The 15,992-nt window shown below is 39.4% G+C and carries 18 protein-coding genes and 1 tRNA gene; 11 read left to right on the top strand and 8 right to left on the bottom strand.

Annotation, left to right across the window (positions count from 1 at the left end):
* Positions 1-439 precede the first annotated feature (439 nt).
* The 5 genes from QZZ23_RS13170 to QZZ23_RS13150 all read right to left on the bottom strand — a co-directional run bounded on the left by QZZ23_RS13170 (position 440) and on the right by QZZ23_RS13150 (position 4,037).
* Positions 440-862: a hypothetical protein gene (locus QZZ23_RS13170; protein ID WP_292470948.1), complete on the bottom strand. Its 423-nt coding sequence runs from the start codon at positions 860-862 to the stop codon at positions 440-442.
* Positions 863-1,119: 257 nt separating this feature from the next.
* Entirely contained in the window at positions 1,120-1,263 is a 144-nt protein-coding gene (locus QZZ23_RS13165; RefSeq protein WP_292470946.1) for a hypothetical protein, read from the bottom strand.
* A gap of 466 nt (positions 1,264-1,729) precedes the next feature.
* Positions 1,730-3,052, bottom strand: a complete 1,323-nt coding sequence (locus QZZ23_RS13160) for a tyrosine-type recombinase/integrase (RefSeq protein WP_292470944.1) — start codon at positions 3,050-3,052, stop codon at positions 1,730-1,732.
* Between the two features lie 53 nt (positions 3,053-3,105).
* Positions 3,106-3,279, bottom strand: coding sequence for a hypothetical protein (locus QZZ23_RS13155; protein ID WP_292470942.1), 174 nt, complete (start codon positions 3,277-3,279; stop codon positions 3,106-3,108).
* 14 nt (positions 3,280-3,293) lie between these two features.
* The gene (locus QZZ23_RS13150; protein ID WP_292470939.1) at positions 3,294-4,037 is read right to left on the bottom strand and encodes a Nif3-like dinuclear metal center hexameric protein; all 744 of its coding nucleotides are present in this window, start codon (positions 4,035-4,037) and stop codon (positions 3,294-3,296) included.
* Between the two features lie 184 nt (positions 4,038-4,221).
* Between QZZ23_RS13150 and QZZ23_RS13145 the strand changes: the two genes are divergently transcribed.
* The 7 genes from QZZ23_RS13145 to engB all read left to right on the top strand — a co-directional run bounded on the left by QZZ23_RS13145 (position 4,222) and on the right by engB (position 10,100).
* Positions 4,222-4,965: an ATPase domain-containing protein gene (locus QZZ23_RS13145; RefSeq protein WP_292470936.1), complete on the top strand. Its 744-nt coding sequence runs from the start codon at positions 4,222-4,224 to the stop codon at positions 4,963-4,965.
* A gap of 12 nt (positions 4,966-4,977) precedes the next feature.
* Positions 4,978-5,478 (top strand): hypothetical protein, encoded by a 501-nt coding sequence (locus QZZ23_RS13140; RefSeq protein WP_292470935.1) that lies wholly within the window; start codon positions 4,978-4,980, stop codon positions 5,476-5,478.
* Between the two features lie 29 nt (positions 5,479-5,507).
* On the top strand, positions 5,508-7,106 hold the full coding sequence (locus QZZ23_RS13135; RefSeq protein ID WP_292470934.1) for a CARDB domain-containing protein: 1,599 nt from the start codon (positions 5,508-5,510) through the stop codon (positions 7,104-7,106).
* A gap of 4 nt (positions 7,107-7,110) precedes the next feature.
* Entirely contained in the window at positions 7,111-8,382 is a 1,272-nt protein-coding gene (locus tag QZZ23_RS13130) for a hypothetical protein (RefSeq protein WP_292470932.1), read from the top strand.
* A 67-nt stretch (positions 8,383-8,449) separates the two neighbouring features.
* The gene (locus tag QZZ23_RS14730) at positions 8,450-8,986 is read left to right on the top strand and encodes a hypothetical protein (protein ID WP_366931359.1); all 537 of its coding nucleotides are present in this window, start codon (positions 8,450-8,452) and stop codon (positions 8,984-8,986) included.
* Between the two features lie 90 nt (positions 8,987-9,076).
* Positions 9,077-9,493 carry a DHHA1 domain-containing protein gene (locus QZZ23_RS14725; protein WP_366931358.1) on the top strand — a complete coding sequence of 139 codons (417 nt, stop codon included), beginning with the start codon at positions 9,077-9,079 and terminating at the stop codon, positions 9,491-9,493.
* A complete protein-coding gene (gene engB, locus QZZ23_RS13120) occupies positions 9,474-10,100 on the top strand; it encodes a GTP-binding protein EngB (RefSeq protein WP_292470931.1) in 627 nt (208 codons plus the stop codon). The genes QZZ23_RS14725 and engB overlap by 20 nt, the downstream gene beginning before the upstream one ends.
* Before the next feature lie 47 nt (positions 10,101-10,147).
* Here engB and QZZ23_RS13115 read toward each other — a convergent pair whose 3' ends face one another.
* The 3 genes from QZZ23_RS13115 to QZZ23_RS13105 are packed head-to-tail and all read right to left on the bottom strand — an operon-like array spanning position 10,148 to position 12,339.
* The gene (locus tag QZZ23_RS13115) at positions 10,148-10,765 is read right to left on the bottom strand and encodes a TatD family nuclease-associated radical SAM protein (protein WP_292470929.1); all 618 of its coding nucleotides are present in this window, start codon (positions 10,763-10,765) and stop codon (positions 10,148-10,150) included.
* Positions 10,766-10,776: 11 nt separating this feature from the next.
* Positions 10,777-11,148, bottom strand: coding sequence for a gamma-glutamylcyclotransferase (locus tag QZZ23_RS13110; protein WP_292470927.1), 372 nt, complete (start codon positions 11,146-11,148; stop codon positions 10,777-10,779).
* Complete coding sequence (locus QZZ23_RS13105; RefSeq protein WP_292470925.1) at positions 11,149-12,339, bottom strand: geranylgeranyl reductase family protein; 1,191 nt, start codon at positions 12,337-12,339, stop codon at positions 11,149-11,151.
* 148 nt (positions 12,340-12,487) lie between these two features.
* Between QZZ23_RS13105 and QZZ23_RS13100 the strand changes: the two genes are divergently transcribed.
* From QZZ23_RS13100 to QZZ23_RS13085, 4 genes are all read left to right on the top strand, one after another.
* Entirely contained in the window at positions 12,488-13,228 is a 741-nt protein-coding gene (locus tag QZZ23_RS13100) for a hypothetical protein (protein ID WP_292470924.1), read from the top strand.
* A gap of 149 nt (positions 13,229-13,377) precedes the next feature.
* Positions 13,378-14,124 (top strand): peptidylprolyl isomerase, encoded by a 747-nt coding sequence (locus QZZ23_RS13095; RefSeq protein ID WP_292470923.1) that lies wholly within the window; start codon positions 13,378-13,380, stop codon positions 14,122-14,124.
* A 132-nt stretch (positions 14,125-14,256) separates the two neighbouring features.
* A tRNA-Ser gene (locus QZZ23_RS13090) sits at positions 14,257-14,342 on the top strand.
* Positions 14,343-14,421: 79 nt separating this feature from the next.
* Positions 14,422-15,567, top strand: a complete 1,146-nt coding sequence (locus QZZ23_RS13085) for a tyrosine-type recombinase/integrase (RefSeq protein ID WP_292470922.1) — start codon at positions 14,422-14,424, stop codon at positions 15,565-15,567.
* Positions 15,568-15,992: the final 425 nt, after the last annotated feature.

Genomic DNA, 15,992 nt, shown 5'->3' with positions numbered 1-15,992 from the left:
CCCCCCAAAAAAAAAAGGAAAATCTTTTAAACTGAAGTTCTAATTAGACGCCCTCTTAATTGATGATTGGAGACTTTCTTGAGACATGTTTCCTTGAAATTGACTACCAAATTTTGAAGTTCCTCATACTTTTCAGATGAAAGAATGAAATCATATTGATTTGGATCGAAAGTGCTGATTCTACCATTTTCAGAACTAATTGCTTCAATGCAAGATGTCTTTTCACTTTGGAGCTTGTGGCATTCATCCACTATTATATTTTATGTATATTTGAACTGGATTAAGAGCCGTTCAGCAATACTAAGATCGTCAGGGGGACCAATGTAGAAAGAGGCATCTTTCTTAGAGACGGATAAAAGAATTGCTGCAAGCTTTGGTATAGTGACAGTATAACTTGCAAAGGGAGCCCTTGGGAGTGCGCACTTGATGATAGGACATTTTATATATTTAAGGATATTTTTTGACATAACTCGCAGTCCCGTAAGAGGAGGAATGGCAGTTCTTTGAGATGTGGATAACTCTCATACAGATTACGAATTTCTTTGCACTCAGCATTTGGCTGAGCATGATATATATCTGTAAGTTTTTCGATGAAAGGCTTCCCAGCATCATAGACAGTTATTTTGCCTATATCAGTTGTCGGAACTATAAAGAGGAAAGTTTCCTTCAGATTCATAATCTCTGATGTCAGAGACGTAGTACCGCCAGTCCGTGTAGTTTTGTACAGCAGGTAGACCCTTAGGGTTTTGTGTAAGAACATTCCATGCTGCAATATTTCGAGGGTCATCACTACTAGGTTGAATCTGATTGTCCGTCTGAAATCCGTCTGAGTCAGTCCTCGGAGGATTATTGGTGTTGGCATCACTCTCTATCATGCCAATCACCCATATATGTATCAATACATTTATATAAATTAAAAAGAACCATTATATTCACCAACGTTTTTAAAAAAAGAGGTGCATTGCCTGCAAGCCTGCACTTCAATCTTTTGTTTATTTTTTATTTTTCGTCCTTTGTTAAAGTATTAGATCCCCATCTCCGTCTTGAAATCACATATTTATTCCGAGTCTATTGACGTATATCCATTTTAGTTTCTCTATATCTATTGGTACTGACATTTTAGACCACTTTAATTTGATTATTTTTTCTTGCATGATTCTGTACAATCATTGAAATGTAGGCAGACCGGTTGATTGCACCACGTTCTTTATCTAATTCACGAAGCAACGAAGCTTCCATAGTAATATTTATTTTTTCTTTCATTTTAAATCAGCCATAATATTTTTATTCAGAATATAAATATAGTACTATATACCACTATATAACTGTTTGGCATAACAGACTCTCTTGCATTCGATTTATGGTTGTGTGTGAGAACAAGAAAACCCTTTGATATGTGCAAGTTTTGATTTATTTAAATACATGTTTATAAAAATTATCGTAACTGGGAAAGGGTGTGCCAGTTACAGTATCAAAACAGATATATATACTTATAAATATACATTGAAGTGCATAACCTGCACCAACCATAAAACCATACCATCAAACAGAAGGACGGGTTTTCCATTGCCCGTCCGCACCTTCCAAAAATCGTGGGTGGAAGTCATAATAATTCACTCAATCCCCCACCCACGATTCCTTCCAAATAATCCGTGTCAAATCGTACAATAGAAAATAAGGGCATGGGTTCATATGCCTGAACTAAAAAATGTTCACTATGGGCTTTATCTTAGCTCTCATCCTGTAATTTTTCCATGTCCTGTAATTCCTTTTGTTTTGCACGTACTTCTTCTAATGTGAACTTGCTATCAGATGGAATATCATCATTTGGATTTTCCACTAGAGGATAACCATTATTATCAACGTATATTGGTTCATAATTCTGTGGGGTTTTTGCATTTTGTATATTTTTCAACATCTGCATTGCGGTTACATCACCTTGTTTAATCTTAATGAGTAGTTTATCCATAACTTTATCGATAAAATCATCTGTGTTTACGATAGGGGAATCCTTTCCTACTCCACATTTATAACAATGTAAATTAGAACTACCGTTATTCTCATTGCAATTGTGGCAAACCCAATTTTGAAGTATTGGCTCTTCAATCTCTGTTTTATCTACTTCTTCACCGTGCATCCGCCTTAATGCATTATGGGTGGTTTCTTGTGCCATATGTATGTAGATAGAAGGCATTGTACTGGACATTTCCCAACCTGCAAACTCACGCATGACAAACTCATTTATCTCTGGGGATTGTGCTAACTGTGTTAACCGTGAATGTCGAAATAAATGCGGATGAACTCGTTTTGTTATTTTTGCATCTCGTGCAACTTTACGTATCATTGCCTGAACAACCTTATCTGTCAATCGTTGGTGTTGATATCCGATATTGAAGAACAATGGTTCATCAGGGGTTTTATCCCTGCAATGCTCACTATTGAGCCATTCACGAATATAAGGCACTGAACTAAAAAGCAGTATTTCCCTTTCACCTGTTTTACCATCAAGTTTTATGTAAGTACCCTTTTTGTCCTTGAACTCAACATCGGATATGTTCAGGTTACATAATTCTCCTACTCTACAACCGCTATCATAGAGCAATGCTATGATAACACGGTCACGTAATTGAGTACAGGTATTGACCATTAATTCAATTTCTGCCATTGTAAGTAAATCATCTTTATTTTTAGGTTTGGATTTGACATTCTTTGTTTTAATCCAATCTACAATATCTGCTTTTCCTATACCTCTTAACAATTGTTTGAACTTAATTTTTTGTTGTGTAGCGGTACTTTTTTCTATTTCACCGTCACGTACTCTATTTTCAATGTTGAATACATAGTTTTCTACATCTTCTTTAGTAATATCATGTAGTGGTTTTTTGACAAATTCAAGTAAATAAATGGTTTCTTTGATGTGATTATCAATGGTCCTTTCTTTCAAACCATCATTAATAGATTTCCTGTAATATTGCCACAATACGTTAATATCCGATTCTGTTATATTTCTAGCATGAAGCCATTTATCAAATCCTTCCTTATCATACACCATTTTTTCACCGATTTATATTATAGAATTTATAGATATAAAAAGGCACTTGTGATTTAATTCCTCTTCACAGAAGGTCCCCTGTATATTCTTTTTCTTTCATAATCACCGTATCCGCGGTGTTTGGGATCATCTCGTTTCTTTATTTGTTCTTCAAATAATTCGTCGAGTTCGTGCTCTTCTAGCTCATGACCGTACATTTTATTCTGTTTTTCATCTTTTTCCAGCATGTTATCACAAAATATCAAATAGTCTTTATGAGTGGGTCATGGTCAATAAACTCCACATCAAGTTTCAACTTGTCTGCAAGCACGGGACAGAGTTCTTCCATGCCCGGATTTTCAGTTGCATAATGTGTTGCATCAACCAGAAGCATATCACTATAAGAGCGTATAATGTCGTGTTTTAACTCAGATGAAACATAGGCATCTGCCCCATATTCCCTTGCAATTTCTATGTATTCTGACCTGAAACCACTACCGCCAAATACCATAACGGTATTTATTTCATTCTTGCTTCCTGTATATTGTATATGCGTATTCAGGCTCTTTGAAACATGGTTTACAAAAGTTTCTGTTGAGCATGGACTTATCTTTCCTATCCTACCAATGGGTGTTTCCTGCTGTATATCTGACAGTCCGAGCCTGTTTGCAAGGGCATCGTTTATACCGCCTTTTGCCTTATCAAAATTCGTGTGCATGGAGTATAACGATATATTATTATCAAGTGCTATCTTCAGGCTGTCTGCAAGTTCCTTGCTGATGCAATTTATGGGATGAAATATCAATGTGTGGTGTGTAATAAGAAGATCAGCGCCTATCATTGCAGCCCTATTGAGTACATATTCAGTAGGATCAAGGGCAACAGCTATCTTACACACTTCATTTTGCAAATCCAGTGTCAGGCCAATCCTTCCAAAATCGAAATCCTCTGCGAGTTCCGGAGGTGCTATTTCTTCTAGGATCGAAACGATATCTTTTAGATACATAAAAGGGAATAAATTTTAACAGATTTGAATCTGTCGGAAACTCATAATATGCTTGCTTTATAATTATTTATGCACTATTATTTAATAAATTTATATACAATCGAAGCATTCAAATAGGTTCACTGTATATTTATAAACAATTATTATATAATACGCTGTAATATTAACTAGTTGAGGATAGGCTATGAGGATAAAGACAGGTATAGAGGGTTTTGACGAAATGGTGCAGGGCGGATTGCTTGCAGAACGTGTTTATGTGGTAAGTGGTCCACCGGGTAGTGGCAAAACAACATTTTGTGTCCAATACCTGGCACATGGTGCAGCACTTGGTGAAGTAGGGCTTTATGTAACTTTACTTGAAAGTCCTCAGAATATTATCGATGATATGTCTAACTACTCAATGAATGTGCTCACTCTCATTAAAATGAGGAAACTTCTTTTTGCAGACCTTGGACCAAGAATGGAATACGGATATATGGATGAAATGAATGAATACATTACCCCGGAATATGAGGTCGCAACGTCTGCATCTGAACGTGAAGCCCCCTCACCTTCTATAGTATTCAAGGAGATTGCCGCCTACGTTGCAGAATACAATGTTAAGAGGCTGGTAATCGACTCAGTATCTGCAATCAGGTTTACTACAAGGGATATGTCTCTGCAGGAAAAAGAGATGAGTAGGTTTATTCGCAATCTTAAGAAACTGGGTTGTACTACTATACTTATTTCTGAAATGACTGATCCCAGCGCCTACTCCACTGAGCAGTTTGCAGCCCATGGTGTTATTTTCATGCACAACTTCCTTTATGATAAAACAATGACCCGTGCATTACAGGTTATAAAAATGAGGGGGACAAAGCATGATTGTAATATGCGTGACGTAAACTTCAATGATCAGGGACTTCAAATACGTGGTCTTCTTGAATGACGGTGTTCATAAATGGTAAGATTTTTTTCAAAAAAGGAGGAGAAAACTCAGTTAACTGATGCAGAAATTACTGAGCTCTCACAAAATGCTTATGACCTTGGATTCGAAGTAGGTTACCATAAGCATTCTGAGTTAGGCTGGGTCAGTGAACGATATTCTATGTTGGAGAGTCTTGCCAAAGAAGCTGGATTTAGCACACTGGTCAAGGAAAAATATACTAAAGGTAAAGAAGAAGGCCTAAAAGCCAAGGAAAGGGATATGCATGCGGGTCTTTCTAAAAAAGAGACTGATAAGCAGCGAAAACAATCTAAAGTTGAATATGGTCCGTCCTTGTCCGAATATCAGGAAAAACTTATCGAATCTGGGTTTGGTAGCTCTTTGAATGATGATCACTTTGGCGGTATGATTTCACGTCCCTCCATGATGAACCTTCCTGAATCAACTTCAAGGATTAAAGCTATTGATAGACCTTCCCAACTACAGGGCTTCAAGCCGCTTTATCCTAAACCCTAACTTATAAAAAATCCATGTCTGTGATGCATATGATTAATAAAAATCTCATCTGTATACTGTTCATTGTTTTTATTTTGTTTAGTTCTCCTGCATTAGCATATACGCTTGATGATATTGAATGGAGCGATAGTAAAGTTTCAAGTGCTACTCTTAAATGGGGTAGTGCGGTTAAGGCAGATGACTACACTATAAAAGCAGAAGATTTTGATTCGGAAGGCTTTGTCAGTATAGGTATTTATCGCAGCGGAGTTCTCCTTGATAAATCTCCTGTTCAGTCTGGGAATGGCTTCGAATATCGTGATACAGAGAAAGGTGATGATGTACGCGTATTCGTGAAATCAATGAATCTTGACATTGATGACTGGACAGGTAATATGGAGAATCCAACTGCTGTTGTAGAGGTTTATGACAGAGGCATACCTGAAATGGATATCACAATTAAGCCTGAAAAAGATGAATATGATCCAAGGACAGTTGCTTATCAATATATAGAGGCAAGCATAGACATCAAAAATAAAGGTGATGCCAAGGCATATGACATGGATGTGGAAATTGATGTTGATGGTATGGAACTTGCAGACGGAAAGCTAACTTATAATTACATTTCAGTTGATGAGGATGAAGTGCTGGATACGATAGATATAAAACTTGAAATTCCTCATTACTGGGAAGAAACAGATGTTGATATCACAGTCACAACAAAATCGGAAGATATCAATGGTGACATTCTCGAGGATACTGAAACAGAAACCATTACCATATTGCCAGTGGTCGAACTTGTCATTACAAAGACCATTGCTGAAGAAATATATATGGATGAAACGGCACATATTTCTGTGAGTATATGGAATAATGGGATCTATAGCCTTAATTCAGTTAAGGTCAGCAATACAGTTACAGAAGATCTTGAAGTTCAGGACAGTGTTGGCAATGATCTTACAGTTTCTTTTAGTCCCAAGGAAACAAAGGCAAAGGTATTTGAGTATACATTGAAACCTACAAAGACAGGTAAATATACTATTCCTACAACAACTGCTACCTTTAAAGATCCCGATGGACAAACACGTACCTTTTCAGCTGATACTTCTACTATACAGATAAATGGTCCAGATATTGTTCTAACTAAAACTGTAAGTCCAGAGTCGATTAATCCGGGTGATTCTACAACTGTCAAAGTTACCGTAAAGAATCAGGGTAACAGAGATGCCAGTGTTGTTACTACTGAAACTATACCTGATGATGTGACTTTTGTCAGTGGCGATCTTATTTTTGACGATGTGGCAGCAAAAGGCAAATCTTATTCCTATTCATATGTTGTACAGTTGGATGAGATAGGTGAGTTGAAACTTCCTGAAACAACTGCTACTTTCATAGATATGGAAAATTACAAAGGTGAAAAGATATCCAACACACCAGTAATTACTGTAATTGACCCGGCAGCAGTAAGCGAGACAAGTTCATCTTCCAGCAGCAGTTCGGATAATACGGGTCAACAGGGCAGTTCTAGTGATTCTAGCTACGAAACTGAATATGAGGATGACAGAGTTGAACCGGGATTCGAAGCAAGCTTTATGATAATTGCGCTTTTTGCAGTTTACTTCGTATCCAGAAGCAAAGACAGGTCATAATTATATGTGGCAGCGAATACTCCTGTTAATAGTACTGGCTGCGATGCTTATGAATTTATGTGTTATAGCAGGTGCGCAGTCAGATGAACTTGACTGGCTTGATTCACAAGAGTATACACTTTATTGGGGCGAGGAGATCAATCATAGCGGATACCTGATAAAAGCAGCAGATTTTTCTCCGGCCAAACCAACAGATAATGAGAATGATTATGTTTTTCTTTCCATAAAAAGCATTTATGGTGATTCATGGAGTGTTATACTGGCTAACAATACGGATATTTCCAATAACACGGTTTTTGATGACCGGCTTAATATAACTGCTTTTGAGATTGTGACGGGTAATGATATTCCCTCTCCCTATACGACACTCAGTGTTGCGATATCTAATTCAACGGGTTCCCTGCCTGTGAAGGTCTCCTGGATAAATGCAACTTTTGATTTTGAAGACAGAAACAGTCATGAAGTATACATGGATGAAAGGGCCTATTTCACCCTGGAAATCACAAATCGGAAAGTGATCCCTGTTGAACAGGTAAGTATAAGCAGGATTATTCCTCCTGAATTTGTATTGGACCCTGATTCTGACAGCAGATGGAATCTATCATTCGATCCCTATGAAAAAAAGACTCTTGAATATTCGATTAAGGCTTTAAAACCGGGAACTTATGAGATCAATGGAACGTTGGTCATGGTTGAACACGAAGGGAGAACTTATTCCAGGCAGCTTAATGCTTCAAATCTTACAATCCATGGTCCGTTCATTAATTTAAGTAAATCACTATCTTCTGACAGTGTAATCCTGAATGATGATGTGAATTTCATTCTTACAATCGCTAATGAAGGCGACAGGGCAGCTTATATTACAGTTTCAGACCAGCTTCCAATAGGGGCTGTTCTTCTTTCCGGTGAGACTGGGGTGAGCCGTGTTCTTCCTGCTGAAGAAAGCATTTCTCTGAATTATTCAGTCCGCATGGATAAGGCAGGAGATATAATTATACCTGCAGCCCAAGCAAAATTTGTTGATTCGAAGGAATATGAAGGTATTGTATATTCCAGAAAACAATTAATTCATGTTCAAAATCCAGATGGGGAGCTTGAAGATGTTAATGGGGAAGATTCTTCTGATAATTTATATGAGGAATATGTAGATGATGTTCCTGTAATCGGGGAAAATACGATTGAAGAAAAAGAAGATCATGGTAAATTGCAGTTCTTGTATGATATTCTGAGTTCAATAACTGATTTTTTGAAGAATACCAAAGACAAAATACTATGAATGTTAATTCTCATGAACGAAAAATAATTTACCTTTGTTTCTATTTGTGCAATAGTGGGACGGTTCCATGACCAGATCCAGTAAACACGAGACTTATCAAAAGAATTATCCTAAGAATAATCACCCTTCGTCTTTGATCCTGACACATGGCGATTCGGATGGTGTCTGTTCAGGTGCCATTGCAAAAAGTGCCTATCCTGATTCAGATGTTTACTTCACTTCGCCAATAGGTGTAGTGGAAGAACTGCATCTTGCAGAAGGATATAAGAATGTTATAATATGTGATATTGCCGTTGATGAGACTAAATGCGTGGAGCTTTTCAGGCGCTTAAATGAAATTGCAGAGAATGCGAATCTCACGTATATCGACCATCATCCTTTACCCAAAAATTGTGTAAAAGCTGACTGGTTGCATCATGATCTGACGGTATGCGCATCAGAACTCACTTATAAGGTATTGGAAAAGAGACTTGATCGGGATATGCGAAGGGTGGCTATCTATGGTGCCATCGGGGATTATTATGACAACAGTCCTTCTGTTAAGGAGTGGTTGCGTGACTGGGATAAGAGAAGTTTGTTCTTTCAGGCAGGAACACTTATCTAGGCGCTTATCTATTCAGGTCGTGATTATGATTTTAAGAGAAAGATGCTTTTGCCGCTTTCTAATGATCAAATTCCAACAGAGATACCCAGTGTGCTCAGATACGCAAAGGAGGGTGCAGATATTGAGGAAAAGTTACGCCTCCGTGTGAGAAAAGAGGTAAAGTCACTCCGGAATCTGGCATACGTAGTTGATCCTGATGGCTATATGTCCAAATCTGCTATATATGCAGCTTCATATGGGCAAAAAAGTGTGGGAATGGCGGCTGAATTCCGATATAAGAGAAATGCTTATGATATGAGCCTGCGTTCAAGAGATACCGTGGATCTTAACAAACTGCTGCGTAGGATTGCTCCGCAGTTTGGGGGCAGTGGCGGAGGTCATGCAGCAGCAGCTGGTGCCCGGATACCAAAAGAGTCCTTCGATGCGTTTATTAATGAGTTTGATAAAGCCATCGGAGAAGAAAAACGCAAGGTTAAAGTGGATGAAAATGGCGAAGAAAGTAGATGAATTTGAAGGCGTGAATTTTGAAGTGCTTTTTACAGGAAGATCAAATGTAGGTAAATCTTCCATAATGCGCGAGATTACTGGAAAGAAAGTTAAAGTGGGCAAACGCCCTGGTGTGACACTTAAACCTACGCATATACGTAATTCAGATCTGCTTATAACCGATCTTCCCGGTTTCGGATTCATGAGTGGCGTCAAAGATCATAAACAGGATCTTGTGAAGGATGAAATTGTACGCTACATTGAGCAAAATGCGGAAAGAATAAGTATTGCAGTGTTGGTTATTGACGGTGCTGTTTTTCTTGATCTCGTAAAACGCTGGGAAGGAAGAAATGAAATACCAGTAGATATTGAAATATTTGAATTATTCAGAGAACTTGATGTCGATATAATTCTGGCAGTGAATAAAACGGATAAGATAGAAGATAGTGAACTCAATAATACTCTGGATGGTATTTGCGATAAACTTAATATGCTGCCGCCATGGAGGCAATGGATTAATATTGTGGCTCCGGTATGTGCCAAAAAAGGTGATATTAAATCCCTGAAATCACTTATCAGACAGAGATTACATGATGCAAAACGGGACGACCTGTTTAAGTATTTCTGAAATTAAGGGTTTAAATTGACTTGGAAATACCTTCTTATTACTTTTACTTACCTTACTCTGAAGGAAGCACCCAGACTGGTTGCTATCCTTTCACATTCATCAATGTCAATATCATTCTGCCCAACAACGGTCATTCGGGTCTTGATTCCGACATCCACAGCTCTTTTTGTGAAATTAAGAAGTGCTGTGTATGAACCTTGAAATTCAGGCTTACATAATTCATTATATTTTTCTTCAGATTCGGCATTAAGGCTGACAGATACTTCATCAAGACCTGCCATCTTTAATTCTGATATGACATTCCTTCCAGGATACATGAGTGCAGCATGACCATTGGTATCGAGCCTTACAAGTATTCCTTTTTTGTGCAGCCACTGTGTTATGCGAAGTACTGTATCAAAACGGCACGTAGGTTCCCCGAAACCGGTAAAAACGACTTCTTTGTATTTGCTAAGGTCGTGGTTTTCAAGGTCTTTGATTATTTCTTCTTCTGTGGGTTCCCTTTTGAGACGAAGGTCATAACCATATACTCCGTTACAGGTATCCCGGATACAGAAAACACAGCTGGCACTACATTGGTTTGTTATATTGAGATAAAGGTTATTAAATGCTTCATAGCTGATAGTACCCTTAAACATAGGAATACTGTTATTGTTATCTGGCATTTGTCTCCTCCTTATAGTAGCATTGCCTTATTTTCCCAGTTGCCTTCCGGGATAATTTCGTAGTCAATTGGCGGAATTTTTCTTAGAAAATACATCATTGCTGTAGTCCCTGCTTCAAGTTCCACTTCTTCCCTGAAATACCATTCTCCCTCATAATTATCCAGAACATTGAGTGTCTGTGGAGTTATGTAATAGACTTCTCCATGTATGAATGATATTGGCGATTGTGATGATCCTTCGTCTTTCAGGACGCCGGGGAAAAGTCCAAGATCGAGCATGGTATACTTTTCGATTGTTCTTGTTGTGCAGATATATTCGGAACCATTTAGTAACTGGTGGTTCGGATCTCTTTTTTTAAGGGTGCCGTAGACGAAGATGTACATTTAACTGAGTCCTACGTTCAGTTTTAATAATGTCTTCCTGACAGGTTCGGGAAGCTGTCCGCATTGAATGGCTTTCATCTGTTCAGGAGTAATCATTTTGATGGCTGTGGACATAAGCCTGTCGGAAAGCATGAGCTTGTCCATGAGTTTGCGGACGTAGACTGCGGTTTTGATTTCAAGTCCCATTTGCTGTCGCCACCTTGTCTCGTATTCCTGAAGTTTGCATTTGCCTGCAAGGAATTCTGCGGCAGTTTCACCTGCAAGTTTACCTCCCACCATTGCAGTCGATATACCTCCTCCGTTGGTTGCGATTATATGGCCGGCAGCGTCTCCTGCCAGAAGGGTGTTATGATTTGCAGTTACTTTTGGTGCTCCTCCAACTGGGACGAGTCCTGCTATTATAGAAGTAATGGATGCGCCACTGAGCTTTTCGCTGGCTATGGGATGCTTGTACATGAAACGTTCGAGATAGTCCCTAGCACAGAGATGTTGTTCGAAGAGTGCTTCCCTGATTCCGACACCTATGTTTGCAGTATCGCCTCCCTGGGATATGATCCATGCGTATCCGCCGGGGACATAATCCTTACCAAAATACATTTCTACGGCATCTTTGTCAACATCTACGCCTCCAAGTTCATACTCAAAGGCTATGCCGGTTCCCATGGGGTCGTCATCACGTAGCATGTTGTTGGCTTTTCCTATGATGGAGTTGGGACCGTCGGCTCCTATGATGACCGTGCCTTCTACTTCAAATTCACCAAATGCACCATCCATGAAGAGTTTAGTGTCATTTACTTCGGTAACGTTTGTTCCCACTAGCAGGTTCGCACCTGCTTTGCCTGCTTCTTTTGCAAGGTGTTTGTCAAAACGTCTCCTATCAATGGCATCTGCATCTACCTCAAAGCCTTTGGAAAAGCCGTTTGGTGCTATAAACCGCTGGTATGAGGCTGTGGCATGTATACAGCTTGATGGTATTTCCTCAAGGGTTACCGGAAGTTCAGCATTGGGTACCAGTTCCTGCAGTACGGGGTAGTGAGGAAGGAAGCCTCCACATTGCAGTGGTACTCCTATGTCCTTCTTTTTCTCCACCAGAAGCACGGAGAGGTCATTTTGGGCTGCGTACATGGCTGCTGTAGAGCCTGCCGGGCCTGCACCGACAATGATGATGTCATATGAGTCTTCAGGTGTCATGGTCTTTTGATGTTTCTGATTTTTTGATTTGGATGCTTTTACTGGAAGTTACTTCAGCGTAACTTCTTTTATGATTGGTTCAATATCCTTATCACAAAACACATTCTATTAGATATATCTAACTATTATCTGTTTTATGGTGAGAGATATGGTACGTGAACACAGGAACAATGTATGGGTAGTACGCACGGGATATTGTGATCTGCAGGAGAAGACCTGTATTGAGAGAGATTTCATTTCATTTGACCTGAACCTGCATGTTATGGACCTGTTCGGTAACGAGCTTATGGACATGAAGCACCATCCTCCGAATTACAAGAAGTATATGCATTTTGGGGATAAGTACAGGGATTTTGACCAGAGGTTCAGGAAAGAGTTTGAGGATGCCATTAAAAATGTTGATTATTCTGCTGACAGGCCTGAAGTAGTGAAGAAAATGAAGCGGCTTAACAGTAAACTGGAGAAGTTCGATGAGGAAGTGAAGCAGTTCGATGCCACCATGCATAAGTTCGATGAGTTTGAACGGATGGAACAGATGAAAAAAGCCCTGCTTGCCAGGCTAACTTCACCCCCGGTTGACCTGCTTGAGATATGGGCTAATGATATGTTGCATTTTGTCAATGATATACGGATATCTGATCTCATCGTTATTCCTCTGATGTGTGACAAACAGGTCGCAATCGGCAGGGTTCGGGACAATTATAAGTACCGGGAAGGAAAAGGTGTCCTTAGCCATAGTCGGAAGATGGATTGGCACGATACGAGGGTTCCTTTTGAGAAGATGTTCTTTGGGTTTGAGAAAATACTGGAGTCTAAGTCATCTATAACACTTCTTGATGGTGATGAGAAAGACTTTGTCCAGGGTATTGTTGTAGATGATACTTTTTGATTATTTTTTGTCATTTTATTCTCTTTTTTTGGTGGCTGCTGGCAAAAGATTCTTAAAGGCATATGAGTATAGCGTGCAGGTAATTCAATTAATAGATTTTATCTATAAATCTGACTATTAATCAAATAACTTATATTGAGTTGATCGATTTGGCAATTGAGAAAGGCGATTTCATAAAGATAAACTATACAGGTAAGTTCAATGAAGGACAGATCTTTGACACTACCGATGAACAGCTTGCAAAAGACAACGGCATCTACAACCCACGTGGTGTTTACGGCGGAGATGTTGTAATTGTTGGCTCTGGCCACACAATTAAAGGCCTTGATGAGGATTTCGTTGGTAAGGAAGTCGGATACACCGGTTCCATTACTATTGCACCTGAGAAGGCATTCGGTCCACATAACCCTGCTCTCGTTGAGACAGTATCTATTACTAAGCTTACCGAGCAGTTCAAGGACCAGAGACCATATCAGGGTATGCCTGTTGAGATTAACGGAAGACGTGGTGTTATTGCACAGATCATTGGCCGCAGGGTACGTGTAGACCTTAACCATGCTCTTGCAGGTAAGGAAGTAGAGTACGAATACACAATAGTTGAGAAGATAGAGGACAAAGTTGCTAAGGCACAGGGTCTGCTCTCACTCTATACCGGCATGCCTGAGATAGAAATCGAAGTAACTGATGATCTTATCAGGGTATACACTCCAATCGAGCTTGGCTTCAACCAGAGATGGATGGTTTCAAAACTGACCATTGCAGGTGAGCTTATTGACAAGCTGGGAATTCCAAACCTTGAATACGTTGAGAAACACCCATACGTCCCTGCTGTTGAGGCAGAGGAAGTAGCAGAAGCTCCTGAAGAGACAGAAAAAGCTGAAGCAACAGAGGAATAATCTTCCTCTTTTTACTTCACTTTTATAATCCTTTATTTGCGATCTTTGTAAAGCCAAAGACAATTACTGTCAATACTGATTTTGTATCAAAAACCTTATATCTTAAGTTGCTATTTAGATACCATCCGACATGCTGAGGTAGCCAAGTGGACTACGGCGCCGGTCTTGAAAACCGGTAGTGCTAACGCGCTGCAAGAGTTCGAATCTCTTCCTCAGCGTTCTACCAGTAACTCAATGCTTACACACTTTCACCACGCTTACAAAAGCGCAATAATATAGAAAGTGGATGTGTGATGCATGGATTTGTACGACTATGATAAAAAGGTCGATGCGGCTGAGAAACTGGTACTGAATGCGCCTTATTCAGATAAAAACAAAGAACTCATTATTGAGTTCGAAAATACTCTTTTTGCTGAAGGTCTCTCAAAACCTAGAATATTGAAGTACCTTAGTTCACTTCATAATCTGTCACAGTGGTTCGATAAGCCTTTCCCCGATGTTGTTAAACTTGATGTCTACAAGCTTGTAGGCAATCTTGAAAAGTCAGATCGCAGTGTGTGGACCAAAAGAGACTATCGTGTTGTTTTGAAACGTTTTTTTAGGTGGCTAAACGATGGTAACGATCCGGAATGTACGGATTGGATTACTACAAATGTCAAAAACAAAGATAAGAAGATACCTGAAGAACTACTCACACAAGAAGAGATCATACAGATGATCGATGCAGCTGAACACCCCAGAGACGCAGCCATCGCTGCAGTCTGGTATGATTCAGGAGGCAGGGTGAGTGAGAATGGGACTCGACAAATTAAGCACGTCGGATTTGATGAGTATGGCGCCTTTGAGACAGTCAAAGGAAAAACAGGGATGCGTAGGATTCGATTAGTAACTGCAACACCGTACCTGGCAGCATGGTTGGCCATCCATCCGGAAAAGAACAATCCAGAGGCACCACTATGGGTAAACGTTGGCAAGAGGTCACGTGGGAAACATATGAAATATGGTGCCATCAGGATGGTCATTAAGAGACTAGCAACAAAGGCAGGAATAAAAAAGCGAGTGTACAACCAACTTTACAGACACTCCAGAGCAACTGAGTTGGCAAATCACTTGACACAGGCACAGATGGAATCACATCTGGGGTGGGTCCATGGATCAGACATGCCTGGTACATACATTCACCTCTCCGGTCAGCAGGTAGACAATGCTATTCTGAGTATGTATGGTCTTTCTAAAGAAGAAGGCACCGAGCCTGCACTAACTCCAGTCAAGTGTCCTAGATGTAAACATGTGAACGGACCAACTTCAAAATATTGCGCTTCCTGCAGAATGGCACTGACAACAGAAGCAGCTCATGAAGTAGAAGATGATGAACAGCAGATGATGAGACTCATGAAAGAGTATGTTAAGATGCATCCAGAGATGTTTGGAGAATTCATTTAATAATCGAAGCTGCCAACGCGGAAAAGGGAAGGAGGTAGAGGATGACATCGCTTGGAGTCATGTGTAGAAAAAACGTGTGAACCATTCCACGATGGTAAATCAGGTTTACTTTAGTTTAGTATGCCATCCTCATAATATAAGTTAACAGTATTGCATATAAGTGTTGCTATTTTAACAGATGAGAACAAGTAAATTTGTTTCAAAAAAAATGTATATTCACGTCTTTGTATTAAAACTCCCTAATAAAATTCCCATTTAGGAAACTATTTGTACAACGTGTTCCTTTCATAAATTGGTACATATGAATGAAAAAGCTAGTTCTAACACTGTTAAAATAGTTACAATGGTTTCTCTTTACCTGATGATGCTGTTTGCTATTGTTGCTGCAGCAGCTATCACTGGGTTCAGGTAGTTACATAATTACA

It is taken from the genome of Methanolobus sp., assembly GCF_016278385.1.
Taxonomy (GTDB): Archaea; Halobacteriota; Methanosarcinia; order Methanosarcinales; family Methanosarcinaceae; genus Methanolobus.
Note: the sequence above shows the minus strand (reverse complement) of the source record. Positions and strands in the feature narration are given on the sequence as shown.